Origin of the sequence: Paenibacillus vortex V453, from assembly GCF_000193415.1 — a bacterium.
In the GTDB taxonomy this organism is placed as follows: domain Bacteria; phylum Bacillota; class Bacilli; order Paenibacillales; family Paenibacillaceae; genus Paenibacillus_AQ; species Paenibacillus_AQ glucanolyticus.
In genome coordinates this window covers 1-19,580 of sequence record NZ_ADHJ01000020.1, presented here as the reverse complement: position 1 = coordinate 19,580, position 19,580 = coordinate 1, and the positions used below count along the sequence as shown (strand labels likewise).

Here is a 19,580-nt window from a genome sequence, read left to right as displayed (position 1 = left end):
TCTTCGCTCGGTCTATCTAAGAAGCAACCAAAAAACCAGATTGACCTATTATTTTGTTGGTGATTAGTTGGTGCTCTCGTTCTGCTCGATATCATCGAATTTCAGCATATGACCGAGCTTCGCTTGCTTCGTATGAAGATAGCCGGTGTTATCCTCGTTCTCCGGCATCTGGATCGGCACGCGTTCCACGACCTCCAAGCCATAGCCCTCCAAGCCTTTGATTTTGCGCGGATTGTTTGTCAGCAGGCGGATCTGCCTTACGCCCAGATCCTTCAGAATCTGAGCTCCGATGCCGTAATCCCGCAAATCGGCGGCAAAGCCAAGCTTTAGGTTCGCGTCAACCGTGTCCAGACCTTCTTCCTGCAGCTTATAAGCTTTCAGCTTATTGATCAGGCCAATGCCGCGCCCTTCTTGACGCATGTAGAGAAGAACGCCTCTTCCCGCCTCATCGATTTGACGGAGTGCCGCCTCGAATTGAGGACCGCAGTCACAGCGATGGGAGTGAAACACATCACCTGTCAGGCACTCGGAATGCACACGCACCAGGACAGGCTCGCTGCCGTCAATCTCCCCTTTCACCAAGGCAATATGCTCTTTATTGTCCACATCGTTGGTATAGGCAACAGCCTGGAACACGCCGAAATCGGTAGGCATCCGTACAGATACCTCTCGCTGGACAAGCTTTTCCTTCTCATTGCGGTAATGAATCAGATCCTTGATGCTGATCAGCTTCAAGTCATGTTTCTTGGCAATCTCCACCAGATCCGGAAGTCGTGCCATTGTACCGTCCTCCTTGATCACCTCACAGATGACCCCGGCAGGATAGGACCCGCTTAATCTGGCAAGATCTACAGCAGCCTCTGTATGGCCGGCCCGGCGAAGGACTCCGCCGTCTTTGGCTATAAGGGGAAACATATGCCCCGGTCTGCGAAAATCAGCCGCGGTTGCGCTTGAATCCATGATGCCCCGAACGGTCACGGACCGTTCATAAGCGGAGATGCCTGTCGTGGTATGCTTATGATCAATAGAAACCGTAAAGGCCGTTCCATGATAGTCCGTGTTCTGGGTAACCATCGGTTTAAGATCAAGCTCCTGTGCCCGGGACTGCGTCATCGGCAGACATACCAGCCCCCGGCCTTCTGTAATCATGAAATTAATGACTTCCGGAGTTGCCTTGTCGGCAAGTGCGATGAAGTCCCCTTCATTCTCACGGTCTTCATCGTCTACTACAATGACAACCTTGCCTTCCTTCAAATCTGATAACGCCTCTTCGATGGTATGAAATGAAAAGCGCTCTTCCATTGCTACTCCTCCTTCTTCTCATGGAGATACCTGTATGAATATCAGCTAGGCAAATCCATGCTCGGCAAGGTAATCCCTGCTGATTCCCGGGTTCGGCCCACGTCTGCTGCCCGCACCCTCCGAGCCGTAATGCAGCAAGTGGTCCACATATTTACCAAGAATGTCGCATTCGATATTAATCGTATCGCCCGCTTTTTTATAGGCCAGCACAGTCTCGGCCAGCGTGTGGGGGATGATGGAAACCGTAAAGGAGGAATCCGTTGTTTTCACAACGGTCAAGCTGATTCCATCCAGTGTAACCGAGCCTTTGGGGATGATGTATTTAAACAAGTCATCTTGCGAAGGTGCAATCTCATAGACCACCGCATTCTGATCAGCCTGCACGCTGCGAATCACGCCGACTCCATCCACATGTCCCTGGACGATGTGGCCCCCGAATCTGCCTCCGGCCGCCATTGCCCGTTCAAGATTCACCTTTCCACCTGGTTGAAGCTCCTTAAGGTTGGTATTTCTATAGGTTTCCGGCATCACGTCAACCGTAAATATCCCTCGATCTATCGTCGTTGCAGTCAAGCATACGCCATTGACCGAAACGCTGTCACCCAGCTTCAAATCCTCCATGATCCGGCTGGCCGAAATGCTCAGCAGCATGGCTTCGCCTTTGCGGCCAATTCGCCTCATCTCACCTATTTCCTCAACCAATCCCGTAAACACAGGCTTCCCTCCTTCCTTCCCGATGTCTTACATCCAGACCGGAATGCCGGTGATGTAAATATTGTCGCCCAGTCTTTTACTTTCAAGCCCTGTCAGCACGATGGCTTGGTTCATTTGCTCATAACCGCTAAACATGAAATTCCCCGGAGCATCGTACCCTCCAATGATTTTTGGGGCAATAAACTGGATAAGCCGATCCACAAGCTTCTGTTCCAGCATGGCGCCGTTCAGTGTGCCGCCTCCTTCAAGCAGAATCGAGGAAATGCCCATCTGGCCGAGCTTCGCTATGGCCGCCTTCAGATCAACGCGCGGACCTTCCCCGCATGGGATCACTTGAATTCCCCGCTCCTCCAGCAATGTCCGCTTGCCTTCATCTGCCTGCTCCGTTGTCAAAATCCATGTGGGCGCCGTTCCGTCCGATACCACATGACTATCAAGCGGCATTCGCAGGCTGGAGTCCACAATGATCCTGACCGGATGCAGCCCTCCAACACTCAGTCTCGTTGTCAGGCTTGGATTGTCCGCAATAACCGTGGACACCCCGACCATAATGCCTTGATGACGATGACGAAGTGTGTGAACTAGCTCCCTGGATTCTTCGCTCGATATCCACTTGCTGTCACCGGTTTTCGATGCAATCTTGCCATCCAACGTGCTTGCTGTCTTCAACGTGACGAACGGCTGACCCGTCGTAATGAATTTAATGAAGGCTTCGTTTAAGCGAAGCGCACGTTCTCTCAAGATCCCTGTCACGACCTCGATTCCGGCTGCCCGCAGCATCTGGATGCCTTTGCCCGCAACGAGCGGATTCGGGTCCTCACACGCCACGACCACCCGCTTGACCCCTTCGGCGATCAACCTTTCGCTGCAAGGAGGTGTCGCTCCGTAGTGGCTGCAAGGCTCCAGCGTCACATACACCGTGCTGCCAGCCGCTTTGGTTCCGGCCATGTTCAAAGCATGAATCTCGGCGTGCGGGGTTCCACGCTCCAGATGGGTTCCCACTCCTGCAAGCGCACCATTCTTCACAATGACACAGCCGACAACCGGGTTGATACCCGTCTGTCCTTGAGCACGTTCGGCCAGGTCCAGTGCAAGTGACATATAGAATTCATCGTTGACGATATCCATGGTACACATGGGCCCCCTCTCACAACCTCCATAAAAAATAAAGTGATCGATGTACATTCCACATTGTTAGACTGCAGTTAGCAGTAATTGGTCTTTCGATATCATAAAAGCCCCTGTTTCAAAGGGGGCATACTCTCTGATATCTAAAAAAGCCCTGCTTCAGATTCAGAAGAATCCGGAACAGGGCTTGATAGAAGTTAAAGGATGACAAGGTAAATAACCGTCATGAACGCAGGTTTTGCCTACAACAAACAACTCAAAGCCATACACAGCGACAACAAATAATCGCCAAAGCCTGCTTTGATTCGCATGTGAAAACCTGCACATAACGCATGTCACGATCTGTGCATAGACACGACTGCACTTGCTGCCGCCAATGTGTCTTTCACTCCTTCTCCCATCCAGACTATACTGTCGGTCCCGGATTTGCACCAGGTCCACCGCATACGGTGTCATTCACACACGTATCCGGGTCACGGACTAAGATGCAGTCATTGGCTAACATTACGTTAAGCCCACTGCATTCATCACCGCCGGTAGGGAATTTCACCCTGCCCCGAAGGATTAAACTTATGAAGTTGTTTTATCTTATGATGAATCTTATCACCACCTTTTAAAAATTGCAAGGAAAAACCACTAACTTTTTTTAAGTCACATAACTTTAATATCCATTTCCCATGACCTGCTGTTTTCTTAAATGATGCGCTGGGAGCAGGAGTATCCTGTCGTAAGAGAGAACATAATTGATGGATAAACATGAGGTATTGATCTCTGTTAAAAAGGAGCAAACAACGATGAAAACATCCCTGGACATCATCGTCCGACCTACGGAAATTGACGTCAATGGACATGTAAACAATGCTAAATACCTGGAGTATCTCGAATGGGGCCGAGAAGAATGGTACGAGGCTGGGGACCTCCGGTATGACGTGCTAAAACAACTCGGTGTCCAAACCGTAACCGTCAACATTAATATCAATTATCGCAAGGAGTGCAGTCAAGGCGATCGGTTGACCATCTCGACCGAGCCGAAATCTGTCGGACGGACGAGTTATGTCATGCTGCAGCAGATCCACAACAAGGAAGGTGAACTGTGTGCAGATGCAGAGGTAACCAGTGTAGCCATGGATCCCCATACTCGCAAAAGCAGATCAGTTCCGGAGGAGCTTCGCAGATTATTTCCTTCGTAATCCGCATCCCCGATTTTCTAATTACCATCATCATAAAAACAGGCACACCCTAAGGTGCGCCTGTCCAATCCGGAAGCTAACAATTACGCTTCGTATACTTCTACTTTTTCCATTTTGTCGCGGCCCTTGAATGCATCCACGTACTCCATGCCTTCCACAACTTTACCAAACACAGTATGCTGACCGTCCAGATGCGGCTGCGGCTCGTAGCATACATAGAACTGGCTGCCGCCTGTGTTACGGCCTGCATGCGCCATAGCCAAGCTTCCACGCTCATGTTTGTTAGGGTTAATCTCACAGTTGATGGTATAACCCGGACCGCCGGCACCTGTTCCTTGCGGACAGCCGCCTTGAGCGACAAAGCCAGGGATTACGCGATGAAATACAAGGCCGTTATAAAAACCGGAGTTAGCCAATTTCTCAAAGTTGGCTACCGTGTTCGGCGCCTCGTTCTCAAACAGATCAAGCAATACCTCTTTACCGTTTTCCAGTGTGATCTTCGCTTTTTTTGCCATATAGGTGTATCTCCTTCCGTTATTAGACCGCTTCAGTAGTTTTGTTACATAATGCATTTTATAGTTTACTATGAATTGAGCCTCGAAGCAAAATGAACTTGTCCTCGCGCACCCGCCCTGTCGAGCTGAACAGGCACACCAAAGAGCCCTGACCGCAGCCCTGAGGCATTGGCGGGCCCTCTGATGGAATGGCTTTTCATATCTAACTGAGGTGATTATTTAGCTCGTTACGGTTTCTTTTGCCACATTCGCAGGCACGATGTCGTTACTGATGATGTCTGCAAGCGACTCGCGGCGTACGACCAGATTGCTCTGGCCATCCTTCACAAATACGACTGCCGGCTTGCGGATACGGTTGTAGTTGCTTGCCATAGAGTAGTTGTAGGCACCTGTACAGGATACAGCCAGCAAATCACCTGTCTCTACCTTCGGAAGATCCAGATCCCAGATGAGCATATCCCCGCTCTCACAGCATTTGCCAGCGATGGACACGGTTTCTTCAACCTTATCGTTAGCACGGTTGGCAAGCACTGCTTCATATTTCGATTCATACAACGCCGGACGAGGATTGTCCGTCATCCCGCCATCTACGGCAACATATTTGCGTACGCCTGGAATATCCTTGCTTGTGCCCACCGTGTACAGCGTGGTGCCTGCATCGCCAACGATGCTCCGGCCCGGCTCCACCCAAATTTCAGGAAGCTCGGAACCCAGACCAGCAAAGTGAGTTTTCACCGCATCCGTAATCGCTTTTACATACTGGGATACTTGAAGCGGAGTGTCTCCATCCACATAACGGATACCAAACCCGCCGCCAAGATTTACAACCTTGAACACAACGCCCAAGCCTTCTTTTACAGAAGAAGCAAACTCGGCAACACGCTGAACGGCCATCTGGAAGCCTTCCACCTCAAAAATCTGGGAGCCGATGTGGGAATGAATGCCCATCAAGTTAATGTTCCCTTGTGCTTCTGCAAGCTTTACCGCTTCATATGCGGAGCCGTTACCGATATCAAAACCAAACTTGGAGTCGGTTTGACCTGTGGAGATATACTCATGCGTATGAGCCTCAACACCCGGTGTCACGCGAAGCAGAATGTTAACGGTGCGGTTCTTCTCGGCTGCAATGGCCTGCAGCATGTGCAGTTCAATCACGTTATCCACTACAAAACAGCCGATATGTGCATCAAGCGCCATTTCAATCTCTTCCGGCGTCTTATTGTTCCCGTGGAAATGAATCCGTTCCGCAGGAAATCCTGCTTGCAGCGCTGTGTACAGCTCGCCATCGGAAACCACGTCAAGCGACATGCCTTCCTCATCCGCCAAGCGGCACATAGCCATGACGCAAAACGCCTTGCTTGCATACGCGACTTGGAATTTCAACCCGGAAGCATTGAATGCCTCGATATATTCCCGACAGCGGTTGCGCACCGACTGCTCGTCTACAATATATAGTGGTGTTCCATATTGAGCTTTCAAATCGGATGTGTCGCACCCGCCGATTTCCAAATGCCCCTGATCGTTGATCTTACTTGTACCGTGTAAAAACATGCTTACAATTCCTCCGATCCATTGTTTCAAAATAGGATAACCGAATAATTGTTCACAGTATAGCAGACAACGTAAGCGAAGCAAAATGGATTTTTCAACACAACATTTGTGTTATTGTTAATGCTCTCCTCGCGGATTCATGTCAGAGCCCATTTTTGTGTTGTCACGGGTTTTATTGATAGCCGGCCTTCTTCTGGACATCAGCAGCGGTTTCCGGAATAAAATTTCGCCCATTGCTTTTGCACTAAATGGTATGAATGGCCACAGGTAAGAGGAGTTGTAGGAGCGGTGGGTGGTCAGAATCAAGATCAGAAGTGTGGTCCCTATGACAAAGCCCTTTGCTCCAAACAAGGCCGTGGCAATCAGCAGAATCAGTCTGACCATCCGGTTGGCAAGCCCCAGCTCGTAACTCGGGGTCGCATACATCCCGATGGTCGCAACCGCCATATACAGAACGACCTCGTTGACAAACAATCCGGTTTTAACCGCGATATCGCCAACCAAAATGGCAGCGATCAACCCCATCGCCGAGGCCAGCGGCGTCGGCGTATGAACGGCAGCGAGCCGCAGCAGGTCCACACCGAACTCAACGATCAGAAACTGCATAATAATCGGAATTTCCGTATTCTTCTGCGGACCGAGGATGTCCAGTCCGGGTGGCTTCATTTCCGGATGGATCACCAAGAGCATCCACAACGGCAGCAGGAACATGGATGCAAATATACCAATAAAGCGTATCCAGCGGAGATACGTTCCCATAAACGGGGTCTGTCGGTTCTCCTCGGCATGCTGACAGAGATCGAGGAACGTGGTCGGCATAATCATCACACTCGGAGAAGTATCCACCATGACCACGATCCGGCCTTCGAGGAGATGCGAGGACACTACGTCAGGCCGTTCAGAATACCTGACAAGCGGATAGGGGTGCCATCCCTTGTTCACAATCGCTTCCTCCAGCTGCTTATCGCCTAGGGGCAATCCTTCCAAATCCACTTCCTCGATTTTATTGCGAATAGCCTCAACTTGGGTGCGGTCGACTATGTCATCGATGAAGACCAGACTGACGTCCGTTCTCGTCCGCCTTCCCACTTTGATGATCTCCACGTGCAGTCCGGGATCACGAACCCGTCTCCTGACCAGATTCACGTTGGTCACAAGCGTCTCCGTAAACCCGTCCCGGGCGCCTCGAACGACACGTTCGACCGCAGGCTCTTCAAGTCCCCGAACCGGATATTTCCGGGTGTCCAGGATGATGGCGGAATGGGCATCCTCGATGAACAGGGCGCATAGGCCCGAGAGAACCTCGTCAATTACCTTGCTGAGCCTCGTATCCCGTTCCACCTGGACATGAGGAATATATCGGTTCATCATTTCGTTCAGCGCCTGGTTGTTTACGTCCTCAGGCTTCAGGTACGTCAATCGGGTTAATATTTCCGTCACCACCATATCGTTGGTGAACCCGTTCAAGAAGAGAAGCCCTGCATTTCTGCCAGCAAAATTCATTTCGCGGAATATCACATCAAACGAGACTCCGAGGCCGATCACTTCCTTAAGCGTTTCTTTCAGATCGCTCAGCTTCGCGGGAACATCGTCCGTCTGCTGCCAATAGATGACCGATTCCTTGGTGCTGTCAGAGGTTTCGGCTTCCCTCTTCTCCTTCAGCGCCTCTTCATTCAACTTTTTAATCTCCGATGGGGGAACAATCGGAATATCTTTAACCAGATCAACGTTGCCGTCATTATGTGCTGTTTTATCGTCCATAACCTACCTCCTAGCCATAAACTATCATTTGCTGAATACGAACCAGTCGAACAGGGAGCCCGCCACCTTGCCTGCCACCATGGCCATCAGAAGTCCGAACAGATACCCCTTTAACCGGAGCCGCTTGGCCAGGATTGGCAGCACATTCAGAACTTCCGTCAGCGCGGCTGCCAGCATGCCGATAAAAATGCCGCACATCAACCCGATTACGGTACTCACGATCGGACCCAGCGGAACGGACCATCGCCAGAAATCTGCCACCGTTCCAATGAAAGACCCTGCAATCAGCGCACCTTCATACCAATGCACCCGGTTATAGGTTCCGGTCAGCTGAGACAGTCTGGGAATGATGTCCAGCACAATGATGAGCGCGATCACTCCGCCGCCGACTGCAATGCCTCCCGCTACGCCGAGAACACAGGTGAATATAGCCTGGAGAATGGACAAGATCATGGTTTTTCACCCGGTGGTTTAGCCGCGGTGTTCATTTTCCGGTATTCCTCGGCAACCACGAATTGGTCCAAATTTTCCTGGTAAAGATACATCTCCACCTCAAGCGGGGTCGGCTCCTCATTCCATTTTTTCTTGAACAAATGATTGAAGAACACCGTCATCCCGAAACCGAGACCCAGGGAATACGCAATTTGAAACAAGTATGGATGCTCGTCTCTTTTCCCTGTCACCATTTCGACGATTCGAATTTGTACCTCGAGCATATTGACGTCCGCATGAAAGTTCATGATGGTTAGTGCGGACCCGAAAAACAACAGCAGCCAGATTAGCGGAAACCAGAGTTTCGATCGTTTGCTGTCAGGTCCTACGAGCTCCACGAGGGTATGATGATTTCCCATCGTTTCAATATGGGCGCCCGGAATCACCTTCTGAATCTTCGGTATGATTTGAATCAGATCCATGACGAGCCGGTTGCCATCGATATCCTTCGGCTGCGTTAGCGGCAGGTCTCTAAGCCTTCTCTCCCATTCGGGTTCACAGACTATGAAGGCAACATCACCTAATTTGACGGTCTGATCTCTCGGTAACCGGATGCGGCTCCGGAGCTGCAGAAACACCGTCGGAGTGGGATTAACCTTCATCCGAAACACTCCTTTACTGCTAAATTACCGTTAGTATGGGAAATCCTCCTCGTTTCTACTCGGATTTACCATACTTTCTTTTTTCGGTCCACTTGAAAAACAGCTTCGGAAACGCAAAAAAGCGCCACCCTAAGGGCGGCGCCGAATGGAGCAGGCTTATATAGAAAAAAGGAAGCGCTACTGCGCAATCTCGTTTCGAATGCTCTGCAATATTTTTTTCTCAAGCCGCGATACCTGTACCTGGGATATCCCCAGCCGGCTGGCAACTTCCGACTGTGTCTGATCCCGGTAATACCTCAAATACACAATGAGCCGCTCCCGCTCGGTCAAGCCGCCTATCGCTTCGTTCAAGGCCAGCTTGTCGAACCAGCGTTCCTGCGATTCATCGGCTATCTGATCCATCAGCGTAATGGGATCTCCGTCATTCTCAAATACGGTTTCATGAATCGAGGTCGGCGGTTTATTCGCCTCCTGGGCAAACACCACTTCCTCTGGTGTTACCCCTAACTCTTCGGCAACCTCTTTCACCGTAGGCAGACGATCCAGCTGCTTGGACAGCTCGTCCCGCTTCTTCCTGACTTTGTTCGCCATTTCCTTGAGCGACCGGCTGACCTTCAGGGTCCCGTCGTCTCTCAAGAAACGCTGAATTTCTCCGATAATCATCGGTACGGCATAGGTAGAGAACTTTACGTCATAACTGAGATCGAACTTGTCCACTGACTTCAGGAGACCGATACAGCCGATTTGAAATAGATCATCAGGCTCATACCCCCGGTTCATGAACCGCTGAACGACAGACCAGACAAGACGAATATTACAGTTGACGAGCGTATCCCGGGCGACATTATCCCCGCTTTGGCTAAGTGCAATGAGTCGTTTGACCTCCGCGTCGTCCAAATAAGTCTGCGAAGTTTTCTTCACATCGGCATCCATTTGTCCAACCCCTAATTATATAAAGCTTTCTTAGATTCGATCCTCTTTTTCATTTTGATCGACGTACCGCTGCCTGGTTCGCTGACCACTTCAAATTCGTCCATGAAATTCTCCATGATCGTGAATCCCATGCCGGATCGCTCCAGCTCCGGCTTGGATGTATAAAGCGGCTGCTTGGCCATTTCCAAATCTTCAATGCCTCGACCCGAATCCTCAACGCGCAGCGTGATCATATCCCCGTCAATCGAAGCCTCAATCTTGACAACGCCCACCGGATCGCTGTCATAGCCATGGATGATGCTGTTCGTGACCGCTTCGGAAACCACCGTTTTCAGGTCACTGAGCTCATCCATGTTAGGATCCAACTGGGAGATGAACGCAGCTACGGCGACACGGGCAAAGGATTCGTTTTCCGACTTTGCGGCAAACTGCAGAGTCATAAAATTATGCTGTGCTCTTCCTTCACTCATGACACTACCTCCAAACCCGAGAGTGCCGTACCCTCGTTCTCATATATCGGCATGATTTTGAACAGCCCCGACATTTCAAGCAAGCGGTAAACTTGCGGCTTCACATCGCATACCGCCATCTTTCCACCCTTTTGCTTGATGAATTTATAGCGTCCCAGGATGACCCCGAGACCTGAGCTGTCCATAAAGTCCAATTCCTTTAAGCTCAGCACCAAGTGCTCTGTTTGACGTCTCTGAATGGCTTCTTCCAGCTGCATCCGGACATGATCGGCCGTGTGATGATCCAGTTCCCCGGATAGACGGACGATCAGAATATGCCTGTGATGCTCCATCTCAACCTGCAGATTCATGTTTGCTCACTCTCCTCCCTGACATGAACAAAGATTTCTACATTTGAAAAAGACATTCCTGCATCACGACAAAACTAGAAGAAAACTCCCATTAATCTACATGAAACAACTTGCCGGTTGTCCGTTTGAACAGCTTCCAGAAGCCTGCCTTCTTCACCTCAACCGGAGATGTCAGCTCAAACTCCTTCACCAGTCGGTCCCCCTGATAGACCAAGAGCTTGCCGATGACTTGTCCGGCGGAAACAGGAGCCTTCACATTCTGATCCATCTGAATTTCATGACGGATATCCGGGTCCTTTACGCCCTTCTTCACAAGCACGCTGTAGTCTCTGTCCGCTTGAATGGACAGTTCCGGCACATTTCCTTTCTGAACCTTCACGATGCCCAATACTTCGCCTGGCTTATAGATAGAATGCATCGTGTATTGAGCGAACGCATAGTCAAACATACGGGATACTTCATTATTCCGCGTCTTGGTGTCAGGAGCTCCCATGACAACGGCTACTGCGCGCAGTCCATCCCGTTTGGCCGTTGCGGACAAACAGAATTTAGCCTCTGACGTATATCCGGTTTTCAGGCCGTCTGCACCTGTGTAGAAACGAACCAGCTTATTGGTGTTCACCAGCCAGAACGGCTTTTGCGAATCCTTTCGCAAATAATCCTGGTACGAGCCTGTATATTTGGTGATCTGCTCATATTTCAGCAATTCCCTGCTCATGACCGCGATGTCATGAGCTGAAGTATAGTGATTCTCTGCCGGAAGTCCGTTGCAATTCACAAAATGCGTATCTTTCATTCCCAGCTCAGCCGCTTTGTCATTCATCATCTTGACAAAACCTTGTTCGGAACCGGCAAGCTTCTCCGCCATCGCAACAGAAGCGTCATTGCCTGATGCCATGGCAATGCCTTTCAGCATTTCATCAACGGTCATTTCTTCCCCAGGCTCAAGAAAAATCTGCGATCCACCCATGGAGGCAGCATATTCACTGGTACGTACCTTATCCGTCCACTGCAATCGTCCCGCATCAATGGCCTCCATCGTAAGCAGCATCGTCATAATCTTGGTGATGCTGGCCGGAGGCAGCTTATCATGGCTGTTTTTTTCATAAATAATGGTTCCGGTATCCGCATCCAGCAATATGGCGGAACGAGCACTAGGCGCCAGTTCCTCTTGAGATGACCCTTCGCCGGTTTTACTATTTTCTTCTGCATAACTTGGAACAGCCGTACTGGACAACCCAACAAATAGAACAAGGAATCCAGCGATCAACGCTTTTTTCAATTCCGTCCCCTCCTGACATTCGTAATGGCATCCCGCAAGTATACGGGTCTGCTATTCATTGTCGTCAGGATGAAAACAAATTATTCCAGTATTTTACGGAAAAGTTAGGACTCTATACTTTCGGGAGCATAGCAAAAAGGCCGTACTCCGGTAGATTCGCATCTACTAGAGTACAGCCTTGTACTTGGAAATATTACATTTTCGGGATAATGGCCAACACAAGCGCAAGGAATTTCTCGCGAACCTTCTCTGCTGTCTCCATAACCTCATCATGGGAAAGCGGCTGATCCAGAATACCTGCTGCCATGTTGCTGATGCAGGAGATGCCCAGCACCTCAAGCCCCGCATGTCTGGCCACAATCACCTCAGATACCGTTGACATGCCTACCGCATCCGCGCCCAGTGTGCGCAGCATGACAATTTCAGCCGGCGTTTCATAGGTTGGCCCAAGCAAGCCGGCATAAACCCCTTCTCTAAGAACAACGCTCTGACTCACGGCTACTTCTTTTGCCAACTGACGGAGCTTCCGGCTGTAGGCCTGCGACATATCCGGGAACCGTACGCCAAGCTCAGGATCGTTAGGTCCGATTAACGGACTGGTTCCCGTCATGTTCAAATGATCGGAGATCAGCATAAGGTCGCCCGGCTCGAAGGAGGTATTGATACCGCCTGCCGCATTGGTAACGAGCAAACTCTTCACGCCCAGCTCTTTCATGACCCGTACCGGGAACGCCGTCACTTCCGGACCATAACCTTCATACATGTGGAAACGGCCCTTCATCATGACCACAGGTCGGTTGTGAATCGTGCCCAGGAGCAGCTCCCCTTCATGACCTTCTACCGTCGATACCGGAAAATGCGGAATGTCGGTGTATGGGATCGAAACCGGGTCCTGAATCAATTCGGCCAGGACACCGAGTCCCGAACCCAGAATCAGGCCAACCTCGGGCTGAACGCCATTCTGTTCGCGTATGTAAGCTGCTGCTTCCTTAATGCTCTGTTGATTAACTGAACTCATGTTAATACCTCTCCTAACTGAAAATAAGTTGTAGATCAGTGGACATGTTGCGGTCCTTAAGATCTCGGGTGGTAATGATCATAAACTTCCTTCATGCTCTTCTTGGTGGATTGATACATGCCCGTGGTGGATAATGCCGAGTGACCCAGCATTTCCTGAACGGAGCGTAAATCGGCACCATTCTGCAGCAAATGTATGGCAAAGGAATGGCGAAGGGTATGCGGCGTTATTTCCTCATCGATTTCGGCCAGCTTGCCGTACTTTTTAATAATTTTCCAAAATCCCTGCCGTGTCAAGCGGGTACCCAGTGAATTCAGGAATAATGCCTCTTCCTCGGCATCTCTTATAAGCTGGCTCCGCATATCACGCATATAATAAGCCACACTCTGGGCTGCAATCTGGCTGATCGGAAGAATACGCTCCTTCCCCCCGGGTACGGCACAGCGCAAAAATCGCATCTCCATATTCAGGTCATGAATGCTGAGTGAGACCAGCTCCGAAACCTTGATGCCTGAGGCATAGAGCAGTTCCAGCATCGCCCTGTCCCTTGCCCCCTGCGGCGTGTCGGAATCCGGGGCGGACAGAAGCTTGTCCACCTGCTCAATGGTTACAGCCTGTGGAGGCTTCCGTTCCGGCTTGGGACGATCCAGCAGCTGGGTTGGGTCTTGTCCGATAACTGATTGACGCACCAGATATTGAAAAAAGGACCTCAGGGAAGCCGTGCAGCGAAGCTGGCTCGATGCCGCCTTGCCCTGCTGCCTCAGTCTTCCCAAATACAATCCCAACACCGTCCGGTTCACATCCTGTGGATGGGTCACTTCCCTGTCCGCTGCATATTCAATAAATCCGTTAAGGTCTGCCCGGTAGGATTCAATCGTGCTCCGGGACAGTCTCTTCACTTCTTCCAAATAGGTTACATATTCGTCCAGATATTGCTTCATGATCACTTTATCTCCTATTCCGTGCACCTAAAAAAACACAGTCATTCCCCGTACCAATAATACAATCGCAGGCGTTCCGCCGGCGAATACCGGGAATCCATGGTGCTTTCAGGCTGAAATGCCTTTACAGCTTGGCCCGAAGGTGCACTGTAAGGATCCATCGGGGTCAGCCAGTCGCTTACCCAGCCCAGCACAAAATAAAAAAACATCGCCAGAACGGCAAACATCGAAATAAAACGGATCAGTGAGCCTATTTTCCGAATCGATATAATCACATGCAGCGCCTCTCTTTCATCATCGCGATATGAAAGCTGGTATTCCAGGTATCGCATCACGTAAAGCCTATGATACAAGCTGCAGGATTATGACGACATGACCCTTATTTTCCTATACGGAATAAGGTAAAGGCATCTGATATTTTGAAGAATAAAAAAAACGTCTGACGACGTACTTGTAAATGGTACAGATGGAATGCTCTTATGTGAACGAAACAGATGCGTGCATGTTTATGATTATAGGATTGCTATCTAAAAAACCCTCCCGGCTTACCGCCGTAGAGGGCTTGCCGTGATCGTCATCACTGCTGTTTGGTTAATTGATATAAAATTTATGATTTGTCCTGGTCATTCTTGCCCTTCTCTTTGCAACGGTAGCATATGCCATGGAAATCAAGCCGATGGTCATGAACGGTAAAGTTGAACTCTCGCTCCAACCGCTCTTCCAAAGGGCCGAGCCAATCCTCGCGTATCTCATCCATGCTTCCACATTGAGTACATATCAAATGGTGATGGTGATGCTTCGAAGTATCCGTCCGCAAGTCATAACGGGCGACACCATCGCCAAAATTTATCTTCTCTACAACATGAAGCTCACTGAGCAGCTCTAGGGTACGGTACACGGTTGCCAGACCGATCTCCGGAGCCTTCTCTTTCACGAGCATAAATACATCCTCTGCGCTAAGGTGGTCGTCTTCATTTTCCAACAATACGCTTACCGTGGCTTCCCGTTGGGGCGTTAATTTGTATCCTTGGGATTGTAGCTGCTGCTTAATTTTGTCGATCCGCGCTTCCATCGTTTCCCTCCCCCTTGGAAATCACTGCACGTTATTGTTCACTTCCTTCATTATAGGGGGATTTGACAAACAAAGTCAAACGGTTTTGCTATATGGAAAAATTCGCGGATTAAAGCAACATTGGAGTGACCCAGCGCATCATAACAGGGGTAACCCAGGTTTCAAAGGATGCAACTCCGAGTGTCAGCAGGACCATGCAGAACGTCAACAAAGCATAAGATGCAAATGGCTTCATCATGCTGCCGCCGCGATTCATAATAAAACGGTCTCTGATGATATATAGAGAGAAGGTGATTGCTGCTACACTGCACATCATGAGCACCGGAATAATCAGCAAATTTTGCGGCGCAATCGACACCAGGGCAAACAGCAGTCCTTTCCACGAATATTGCCCGACCAAATAACCGACCGTGAACCCGATAAGAACTCCCTTTAAGAAATCCAATATCAATATTCCAGGAAGTCCGATGACGGACAATCCCAGAATCCATATCAAGCCGATCCATTTCAGATGAAGGGCTGCGATGCTCCAGTAAGAAGATTGACTCATGGCTTCTCCACCGTCCTGCACGTTAACAAAAAAGTGATTCAAATATCGGGCCATTTCCTGCTGCTGCTCCAGTGAAAGTGCATTGACCATCAACGCTCCAAACAGTACGCCGACTAAGAACAGGACGGCAACAAACACATAGAGCGTAGTCTGATCCTTAAAGGCTTGGCGGAATGATGACATAGAATAGAGTCTCCTTTCTGCGTCTCTACTCTACTCTATGACACTCGTCCTTCTTCTATGACTTTCGGTGAATGAAAGAGAGTCCCGTGGATTTATCGAAGCACTTTCCCGTAAGTGCCTCCCCCGCCTGCCGACAGGGACAGCGTCCCGTTTCGGGCCATGACAATGCTTGCCGCCAGCTGATCGCCGGCAACTGCCGCAAGCTCTGCCTCCGTCGCCTGATGAAGGATATTCATTTCCGTTCCAAAGGCTTGCAGCAGCTTCGACATGGCGGATTTGCCAAGCCCGGGAATGAATTCTAGCGGAACCTGATAGTGATACTCCGGTCGGCTGAGGGGAATCACGGGTTCTTCACGATCCGAGACATGAAGAATCCGATCAAATACCCCCTGTACCAACTTGGTGCTGCCGCAGTATGGACAGCGCTTCATTTCTTTTATATCACTGCCCTCATCCAGAATGCTATCGCATCCGCTGCAATAGGTCCGATGGTATTTTCCCAGTCGGGGATTAAGCCCGTAGTTTGCGCTGATTCTTCTCCCGTCCTTGGCCCCGAGTGCCATTCGGAATTCTGCAAAAGAAGGCTCAGCCATGTCAATTCGGTTATACTCCCTGCCGATCTTACCAAGCGAATGGGCATCGGAGTTGGTCAGAAAGGAATAACCGTCCAGCTCGCTTATCCGCCCTGCCATCGAGGAGTCCGCACTGAGCCCAAGCTCGATTCCGGCGATCCCGTTCAGGTCGAATACCTCGCTCATACGATCCGCCATGCTGCCATACAGCCCCTTATGAGGCGTAAACACATGTGCAGGCACCAGCAAACCGCCGCGGTCAACAATCTCCTGCTGCAATTCACGCGGAGTAACGTAGATGCGCTGAGAGCTCAGCTGCACATTTTTCATAGATCTCGCCATCCAGACGGTGAAATCCTGCATCGTACCCAGATCTGGAAAATAGGCCAGCACATGGGCTGCACCACGGCCGCTTTCACGAATTTCGATCTCGCTGCCAAGCAGGATGACCGTATCCCGGTACGCTATCCCTCCGCCATCAATCTCTTGCATGGCTCCACTGTCGAGACACTGGATAATATCCTCCTGCACCGAAGGAGAGTGGCAATCGATGATGCCAATCATCTGGATACCTTTTCGCTCCGATGCCTCGATGGCAATATTCTCAAAGGTCAGATTGTTGCTTGCGCTTATTTTCACAGCTTGCCCGCTGCTCGTGCGCCCGATGTGAATATGCATATCACCATAAAAAGAATGAAGCTGCCGGTCCGTTGTCTGTTCTAAAGATGACAGCATATCAGATTTTCCCTGTCAGTTTGTACATATTCCAGGCATACACGGAGCCAGGATGGTCTTCGCATCGCTGATTCTCTCTTCTTGAATGAGGGAATAAGCTTCTTCCAGCGTAATTTCCATCATTTCTATAAATTCATCCTCATCCGGATTCATGTCGCCGCTAACGAGATCTTCCGCCAAATACAAATGAATGATTTCATCCGCAAAGCCCGGTGACGTGTAAAAGGAATGAAGCTTCCGAATGGAACCGCAGGTATACCCCGTCTCTTCCTGAAGTTCGCGCTTGGCAGCCTCCAGAGGATCCTCCCCACGCTCCAGCTTGCCCGCAGGTATTTCAACCTCGCAGCGGCCCAGCGGCTGCCTGTACTGATTCACAGCCAGCATTGTGTCGCCTTTTAATGCCAGCACGGCGACCGCACCCGGATGCCGGACAACTTCACGGCTAGCGGTCTGTCCATCCGGAAGTTTCACCGTGTCCACCTGCAGCGAGATAATTTTCCCTTCAAAAATCGATTGAGAAGACAACGTGGTTTCTTCCAGCAATTTATCCGAAGCTTCCCGGTTCTTACTGCCGATATCGCTCATAAAATGACCTCCTTTGTTTAAAAACGGCATGTCTGACCATGCTATTGCATAAGGTGTATTATATCAAAATTCCGCAGAAAGAAGGTAGCACCCATGAAAAGCTATAAAGGAGACCATTCGATTCATTTGGTAGGACAGGCCTGGCAGATTCGGATTATGCTGAAGCAGTGGCAGCAGCAATGGGGCTCAGAGACGAGAGTTATGGATATTATTTCAAAAAATACAATAAATAAACGCGAAAGCGGGACACAGAATTAGGTTCTAAGACCTATTTTTCGACTTTTTTCTGTTTTTTTCGTAATATAGACCATGACCTTTTCACCTAAACGGGTGTTATACCATTGGGAGGCTTCGACATGCGACAATTACCTATTATTGAATCCGAACCAATTACAAATCCACCATCAACTGATTATGAACGCGGAAAATGGTACAAAAGACGCGGGTATCTCGATAAGGCTCTGGAAAGTTTCAAGGAAGCTGCGAAGTCCGATCCAACTGACAATACCCGTTCCGGATGGAAAGAGATTGACCTAAGCTGGCTTGAGTACGGGTTATTAAGCATGCGTATGCGCGCCTTCCACAAATCTGAGGAGGCCTTTAAGACCGTCCTGCATCACGCGGGTACATATGCTCAGGAGGCGCTCAATCACTGGGCAGCCCTTCTGCTTCTGCAAGGGACGACCGATGAGGTTATATATGAGCAGCTATTGGCTGAAACGAACCGCTTTCCCGCATCCCATGCAATGGTTGGCAGGTCGTTGTATTACATCGGAGCTTACCCTTTCGCTTCCCTCTGTTTTGCCAATCAGGAGAACTTGAATCCCGATACCTGCATCCCATACGTGTCCTGTCTCATTATGACCGATCAGCTGCCTGAGGCCATAGAGCTTATTGACAGTTATCTGCATGGCTCCAAGAACAGCCAAGGAGAGCAGGCCTGCCCGAGAGCAGCCGAAAGGAATCACTTGGCTAGAATCAGACAGCTCTGTGAGTGGAAATGGGAAGGTAGAGCTCCGGACAGGTTCATCATCATGTCCGAATTGCTTGAGTTAGCCCGTACCGCCATATCACTTGGCATGGTATCAGTAGCCGAGGAGCTGCTTGCGGATTGCAGCGATCACACTGATTATGCACTGATCTGTTTTCTTTATTATGAAGGTTACAGGGGACTCGCTGTATCCAAAATAAATCAATTGGAAGCGCTCCCTCTCCAAGAACATGGCAGCTATAGTATGAACGTATGTTTTATAGCGGCAGAGAGTCTGTATGACCAAGGAAAATACGATGAAGCCGCATCCTTGCTGGAGCAGCTAAGACGGTCTTATCCTGAACACACCGAGACGCGATTCGGCGAAGCTGCCTGTTATTTACAGTCTGCCTTGATATCCCTCTCCTCACGACTGGAGGAGCAGTATCCATCAGAACCTGCGCGGAAGGAAATCGAGCAATACATGGACAGCATCCATGCCGCGCTGCATGTTGTAGAAAGCACGAACTGGCATACTACCTGGTCGCCTGCACAGAGACGAATAGAAGGCAATTCGTTGACGATGTCATTCTTGAACTGATAGATAAATTCACAATAAAAGCCCGAAGCGGACGGGACTGCCCCCTGTTTGTGAGACGGGGAT

Annotated in this window: 21 protein-coding genes, 1 pseudogene and 1 riboswitch; of the genes and pseudogenes, 3 read left to right on the top strand and 19 right to left on the bottom strand. The window is 50.0% G+C overall.

Going from position 1 to position 19,580, the window contains the following annotated elements; all coding sequences use genetic code 11:
- Window positions 1-63: 63 nt before the first annotated feature.
- Genes PVOR_RS11885 through ribD form a run of 3 tightly spaced genes read right to left on the bottom strand, consistent with a single transcriptional unit; the run spans window position 64 to window position 3,144 of the window.
- A complete protein-coding gene (locus tag PVOR_RS11885; RefSeq protein ID WP_006209421.1) occupies window positions 64-1,302 on the bottom strand; it encodes a bifunctional 3,4-dihydroxy-2-butanone-4-phosphate synthase/GTP cyclohydrolase II in 1,239 nt (412 codons plus the stop codon).
- A 45-nt stretch (window positions 1,303-1,347) separates the two neighbouring features.
- A complete protein-coding gene (ribE, locus tag PVOR_RS11880; RefSeq protein ID WP_006209420.1) occupies window positions 1,348-2,016 on the bottom strand; it encodes a riboflavin synthase in 669 nt (222 codons plus the stop codon).
- 27 nt (window positions 2,017-2,043) lie between these two features.
- A complete protein-coding gene (ribD, locus tag PVOR_RS11875; protein ID WP_006209419.1) occupies window positions 2,044-3,144 on the bottom strand; it encodes a bifunctional diaminohydroxyphosphoribosylaminopyrimidine deaminase/5-amino-6-(5-phosphoribosylamino)uracil reductase RibD in 1,101 nt (366 codons plus the stop codon).
- Between the two features lie 385 nt (window positions 3,145-3,529).
- A riboswitch (FMN riboswitch) is annotated at window positions 3,530-3,712 on the bottom strand.
- 226 nt (window positions 3,713-3,938) lie between these two features.
- On the opposite strand from ribD, the gene PVOR_RS11870 reads away from it, so the two are divergent.
- Entirely contained in the window at window positions 3,939-4,334 is a 396-nt protein-coding gene (locus PVOR_RS11870) for an acyl-CoA thioesterase (RefSeq protein ID WP_040680533.1), read from the top strand.
- An 83-nt stretch (window positions 4,335-4,417) separates the two neighbouring features.
- Here PVOR_RS11870 and PVOR_RS11865 read toward each other — a convergent pair whose 3' ends face one another.
- The 16 genes and pseudogenes from PVOR_RS11865 to PVOR_RS11790 all read right to left on the bottom strand — a co-directional run bounded on the left by PVOR_RS11865 (window position 4,418) and on the right by PVOR_RS11790 (window position 17,946).
- Window positions 4,418-4,849: a peptidylprolyl isomerase gene (locus PVOR_RS11865; protein WP_006209417.1), complete on the bottom strand. Its 432-nt coding sequence runs from the start codon at window positions 4,847-4,849 to the stop codon at window positions 4,418-4,420.
- Window positions 4,850-5,068: 219 nt separating this feature from the next.
- On the bottom strand, window positions 5,069-6,400 hold the full coding sequence (gene lysA, locus PVOR_RS11860; RefSeq protein WP_006209416.1) for a diaminopimelate decarboxylase: 1,332 nt from the start codon (window positions 6,398-6,400) through the stop codon (window positions 5,069-5,071).
- A gap of 117 nt (window positions 6,401-6,517) precedes the next feature.
- Window positions 6,518-8,161: a spore germination protein gene (locus tag PVOR_RS11855; RefSeq protein ID WP_006209415.1), complete on the bottom strand. Its 1,644-nt coding sequence runs from the start codon at window positions 8,159-8,161 to the stop codon at window positions 6,518-6,520.
- 24 nt (window positions 8,162-8,185) lie between these two features.
- Entirely contained in the window at window positions 8,186-8,614 is a 429-nt protein-coding gene (locus PVOR_RS11850; protein WP_006209414.1) for a stage V sporulation protein AB, read from the bottom strand.
- Entirely contained in the window at window positions 8,611-9,255 is a 645-nt protein-coding gene (locus PVOR_RS11845; protein WP_006209413.1) for a stage V sporulation protein AA, read from the bottom strand. The genes PVOR_RS11850 and PVOR_RS11845 overlap by 4 nt, the downstream gene beginning before the upstream one ends.
- A gap of 177 nt (window positions 9,256-9,432) precedes the next feature.
- Entirely contained in the window at window positions 9,433-10,188 is a 756-nt protein-coding gene (gene sigF / locus PVOR_RS11840; RefSeq protein ID WP_006209412.1) for an RNA polymerase sporulation sigma factor SigF, read from the bottom strand.
- A gap of 11 nt (window positions 10,189-10,199) precedes the next feature.
- Window positions 10,200-10,658, bottom strand: coding sequence for an anti-sigma F factor (spoIIAB, locus tag PVOR_RS11835; protein ID WP_006209411.1), 459 nt, complete (start codon window positions 10,656-10,658; stop codon window positions 10,200-10,202).
- Window positions 10,655-11,008: an anti-sigma F factor antagonist gene (gene spoIIAA, locus PVOR_RS11830; RefSeq protein ID WP_006209410.1), complete on the bottom strand. Its 354-nt coding sequence runs from the start codon at window positions 11,006-11,008 to the stop codon at window positions 10,655-10,657. The genes spoIIAB and spoIIAA overlap by 4 nt, the downstream gene beginning before the upstream one ends.
- Window positions 11,009-11,099: 91 nt before the next feature.
- Entirely contained in the window at window positions 11,100-12,290 is a 1,191-nt protein-coding gene (locus tag PVOR_RS11825; protein WP_006209409.1) for a D-alanyl-D-alanine carboxypeptidase family protein, read from the bottom strand.
- 193 nt (window positions 12,291-12,483) lie between these two features.
- Window positions 12,484-13,308, bottom strand: a complete 825-nt coding sequence (locus PVOR_RS11820) for a purine-nucleoside phosphorylase (RefSeq protein WP_006209408.1) — start codon at window positions 13,306-13,308, stop codon at window positions 12,484-12,486.
- 56 nt (window positions 13,309-13,364) lie between these two features.
- Window positions 13,365-14,249, bottom strand: coding sequence for a tyrosine recombinase (locus PVOR_RS11815; RefSeq protein ID WP_006209407.1), 885 nt, complete (start codon window positions 14,247-14,249; stop codon window positions 13,365-13,367).
- Between the two features lie 41 nt (window positions 14,250-14,290).
- Entirely contained in the window at window positions 14,291-14,581 is a 291-nt protein-coding gene (locus PVOR_RS11810; protein WP_006209406.1) for a YqzK family protein, read from the bottom strand.
- A 275-nt stretch (window positions 14,582-14,856) separates the two neighbouring features.
- Window positions 14,857-15,321: a ferric iron uptake transcriptional regulator gene (gene fur, locus PVOR_RS11805; protein ID WP_006209405.1), complete on the bottom strand. Its 465-nt coding sequence runs from the start codon at window positions 15,319-15,321 to the stop codon at window positions 14,857-14,859.
- Window positions 15,322-15,430: 109 nt separating this feature from the next.
- Complete coding sequence (spoIIM, locus tag PVOR_RS11800) at window positions 15,431-16,054, bottom strand: stage II sporulation protein M (RefSeq protein WP_006209404.1); 624 nt, start codon at window positions 16,052-16,054, stop codon at window positions 15,431-15,433.
- A 92-nt stretch (window positions 16,055-16,146) separates the two neighbouring features.
- Window positions 16,147-17,361, bottom strand: a complete 1,215-nt coding sequence (locus PVOR_RS11795; protein WP_006209403.1) for an endonuclease Q family protein — start codon at window positions 17,359-17,361, stop codon at window positions 16,147-16,149.
- 1 nt (window position 17,362) lies between these two features.
- Window positions 17,363-17,946, bottom strand: a pseudogene (locus PVOR_RS11790) (NUDIX domain-containing protein).
- Window positions 17,947-18,039: 93 nt separating this feature from the next.
- Between PVOR_RS11790 and mciZ the strand changes: the two are divergent.
- Together mciZ and PVOR_RS11785 are read left to right on the top strand one after the other, a co-directional pair.
- A complete protein-coding gene (mciZ, locus tag PVOR_RS29580; RefSeq protein WP_006209401.1) occupies window positions 18,040-18,204 on the top strand; it encodes a Z-ring formation inhibitor MciZ in 165 nt (54 codons plus the stop codon).
- A 98-nt stretch (window positions 18,205-18,302) separates the two neighbouring features.
- Complete coding sequence (locus PVOR_RS11785) at window positions 18,303-19,517, top strand: tetratricopeptide repeat protein (protein ID WP_006209400.1); 1,215 nt, start codon at window positions 18,303-18,305, stop codon at window positions 19,515-19,517.
- Window positions 19,518-19,580: the final 63 nt, after the last annotated feature.

What these genes read in the sequence shown, in the direction of transcription:
- ribD (WP_006209419.1), bottom strand. Translation starts at nt 3,144, where the DNA reads ATGGATATCGTCAACGATGAATTCTATATGTCACTTGCACTGGACCTG.
- PVOR_RS11815 (WP_006209407.1), bottom strand. Translation starts at nt 14,249, where the DNA reads ATGAAGCAATATCTGGACGAATATGTAACCTATTTGGAAGAAGTGAAG.
- PVOR_RS11855 (WP_006209415.1), bottom strand. Translation starts at nt 8,161, where the DNA reads ATGGACGATAAAACAGCACATAATGACGGCAACGTTGATCTGGTTAAA.
- PVOR_RS11865 (WP_006209417.1), bottom strand. Translation starts at nt 4,849, where the DNA reads ATGGCAAAAAAAGCGAAGATCACACTGGAAAACGGTAAAGAGGTATTG.
- mciZ (WP_006209401.1), top strand. Translation starts at nt 18,040, where the DNA reads ATGAAAAGCTATAAAGGAGACCATTCGATTCATTTGGTAGGACAGGCC.
- PVOR_RS11785 (WP_006209400.1), top strand. Translation starts at nt 18,303, where the DNA reads ATGCGACAATTACCTATTATTGAATCCGAACCAATTACAAATCCACCA.
- PVOR_RS11810 (WP_006209406.1), bottom strand. Translation starts at nt 14,581, where the DNA reads ATGCGATACCTGGAATACCAGCTTTCATATCGCGATGATGAAAGAGAG.
- PVOR_RS11885 (WP_006209421.1), bottom strand. Translation starts at nt 1,302, where the DNA reads ATGGAAGAGCGCTTTTCATTTCATACCATCGAAGAGGCGTTATCAGAT.
- PVOR_RS11870 (WP_040680533.1), top strand. Translation starts at nt 3,939, where the DNA reads ATGAAAACATCCCTGGACATCATCGTCCGACCTACGGAAATTGACGTC.
- spoIIM (WP_006209404.1), bottom strand. Translation starts at nt 16,054, where the DNA reads ATGTCATCATTCCGCCAAGCCTTTAAGGATCAGACTACGCTCTATGTG.
- PVOR_RS11795 (WP_006209403.1), bottom strand. Translation starts at nt 17,361, where the DNA reads ATGCTGTCATCTTTAGAACAGACAACGGACCGGCAGCTTCATTCTTTT.
- PVOR_RS11820 (WP_006209408.1), bottom strand. Translation starts at nt 13,308, where the DNA reads ATGAGTTCAGTTAATCAACAGAGCATTAAGGAAGCAGCAGCTTACATA.
- sigF (WP_006209412.1), bottom strand. Translation starts at nt 10,188, where the DNA reads ATGGATGCCGATGTGAAGAAAACTTCGCAGACTTATTTGGACGACGCG.
- spoIIAB (WP_006209411.1), bottom strand. Translation starts at nt 10,658, where the DNA reads ATGAGTGAAGGAAGAGCACAGCATAATTTTATGACTCTGCAGTTTGCC.
- spoIIAA (WP_006209410.1), bottom strand. Translation starts at nt 11,008, where the DNA reads ATGAATCTGCAGGTTGAGATGGAGCATCACAGGCATATTCTGATCGTC.
- fur (WP_006209405.1), bottom strand. Translation starts at nt 15,321, where the DNA reads ATGGAAGCGCGGATCGACAAAATTAAGCAGCAGCTACAATCCCAAGGA.
- lysA (WP_006209416.1), bottom strand. Translation starts at nt 6,400, where the DNA reads ATGTTTTTACACGGTACAAGTAAGATCAACGATCAGGGGCATTTGGAA.
- PVOR_RS11850 (WP_006209414.1), bottom strand. Translation starts at nt 8,614, where the DNA reads ATGATCTTGTCCATTCTCCAGGCTATATTCACCTGTGTTCTCGGCGTA.
- PVOR_RS11845 (WP_006209413.1), bottom strand. Translation starts at nt 9,255, where the DNA reads ATGAAGGTTAATCCCACTCCGACGGTGTTTCTGCAGCTCCGGAGCCGC.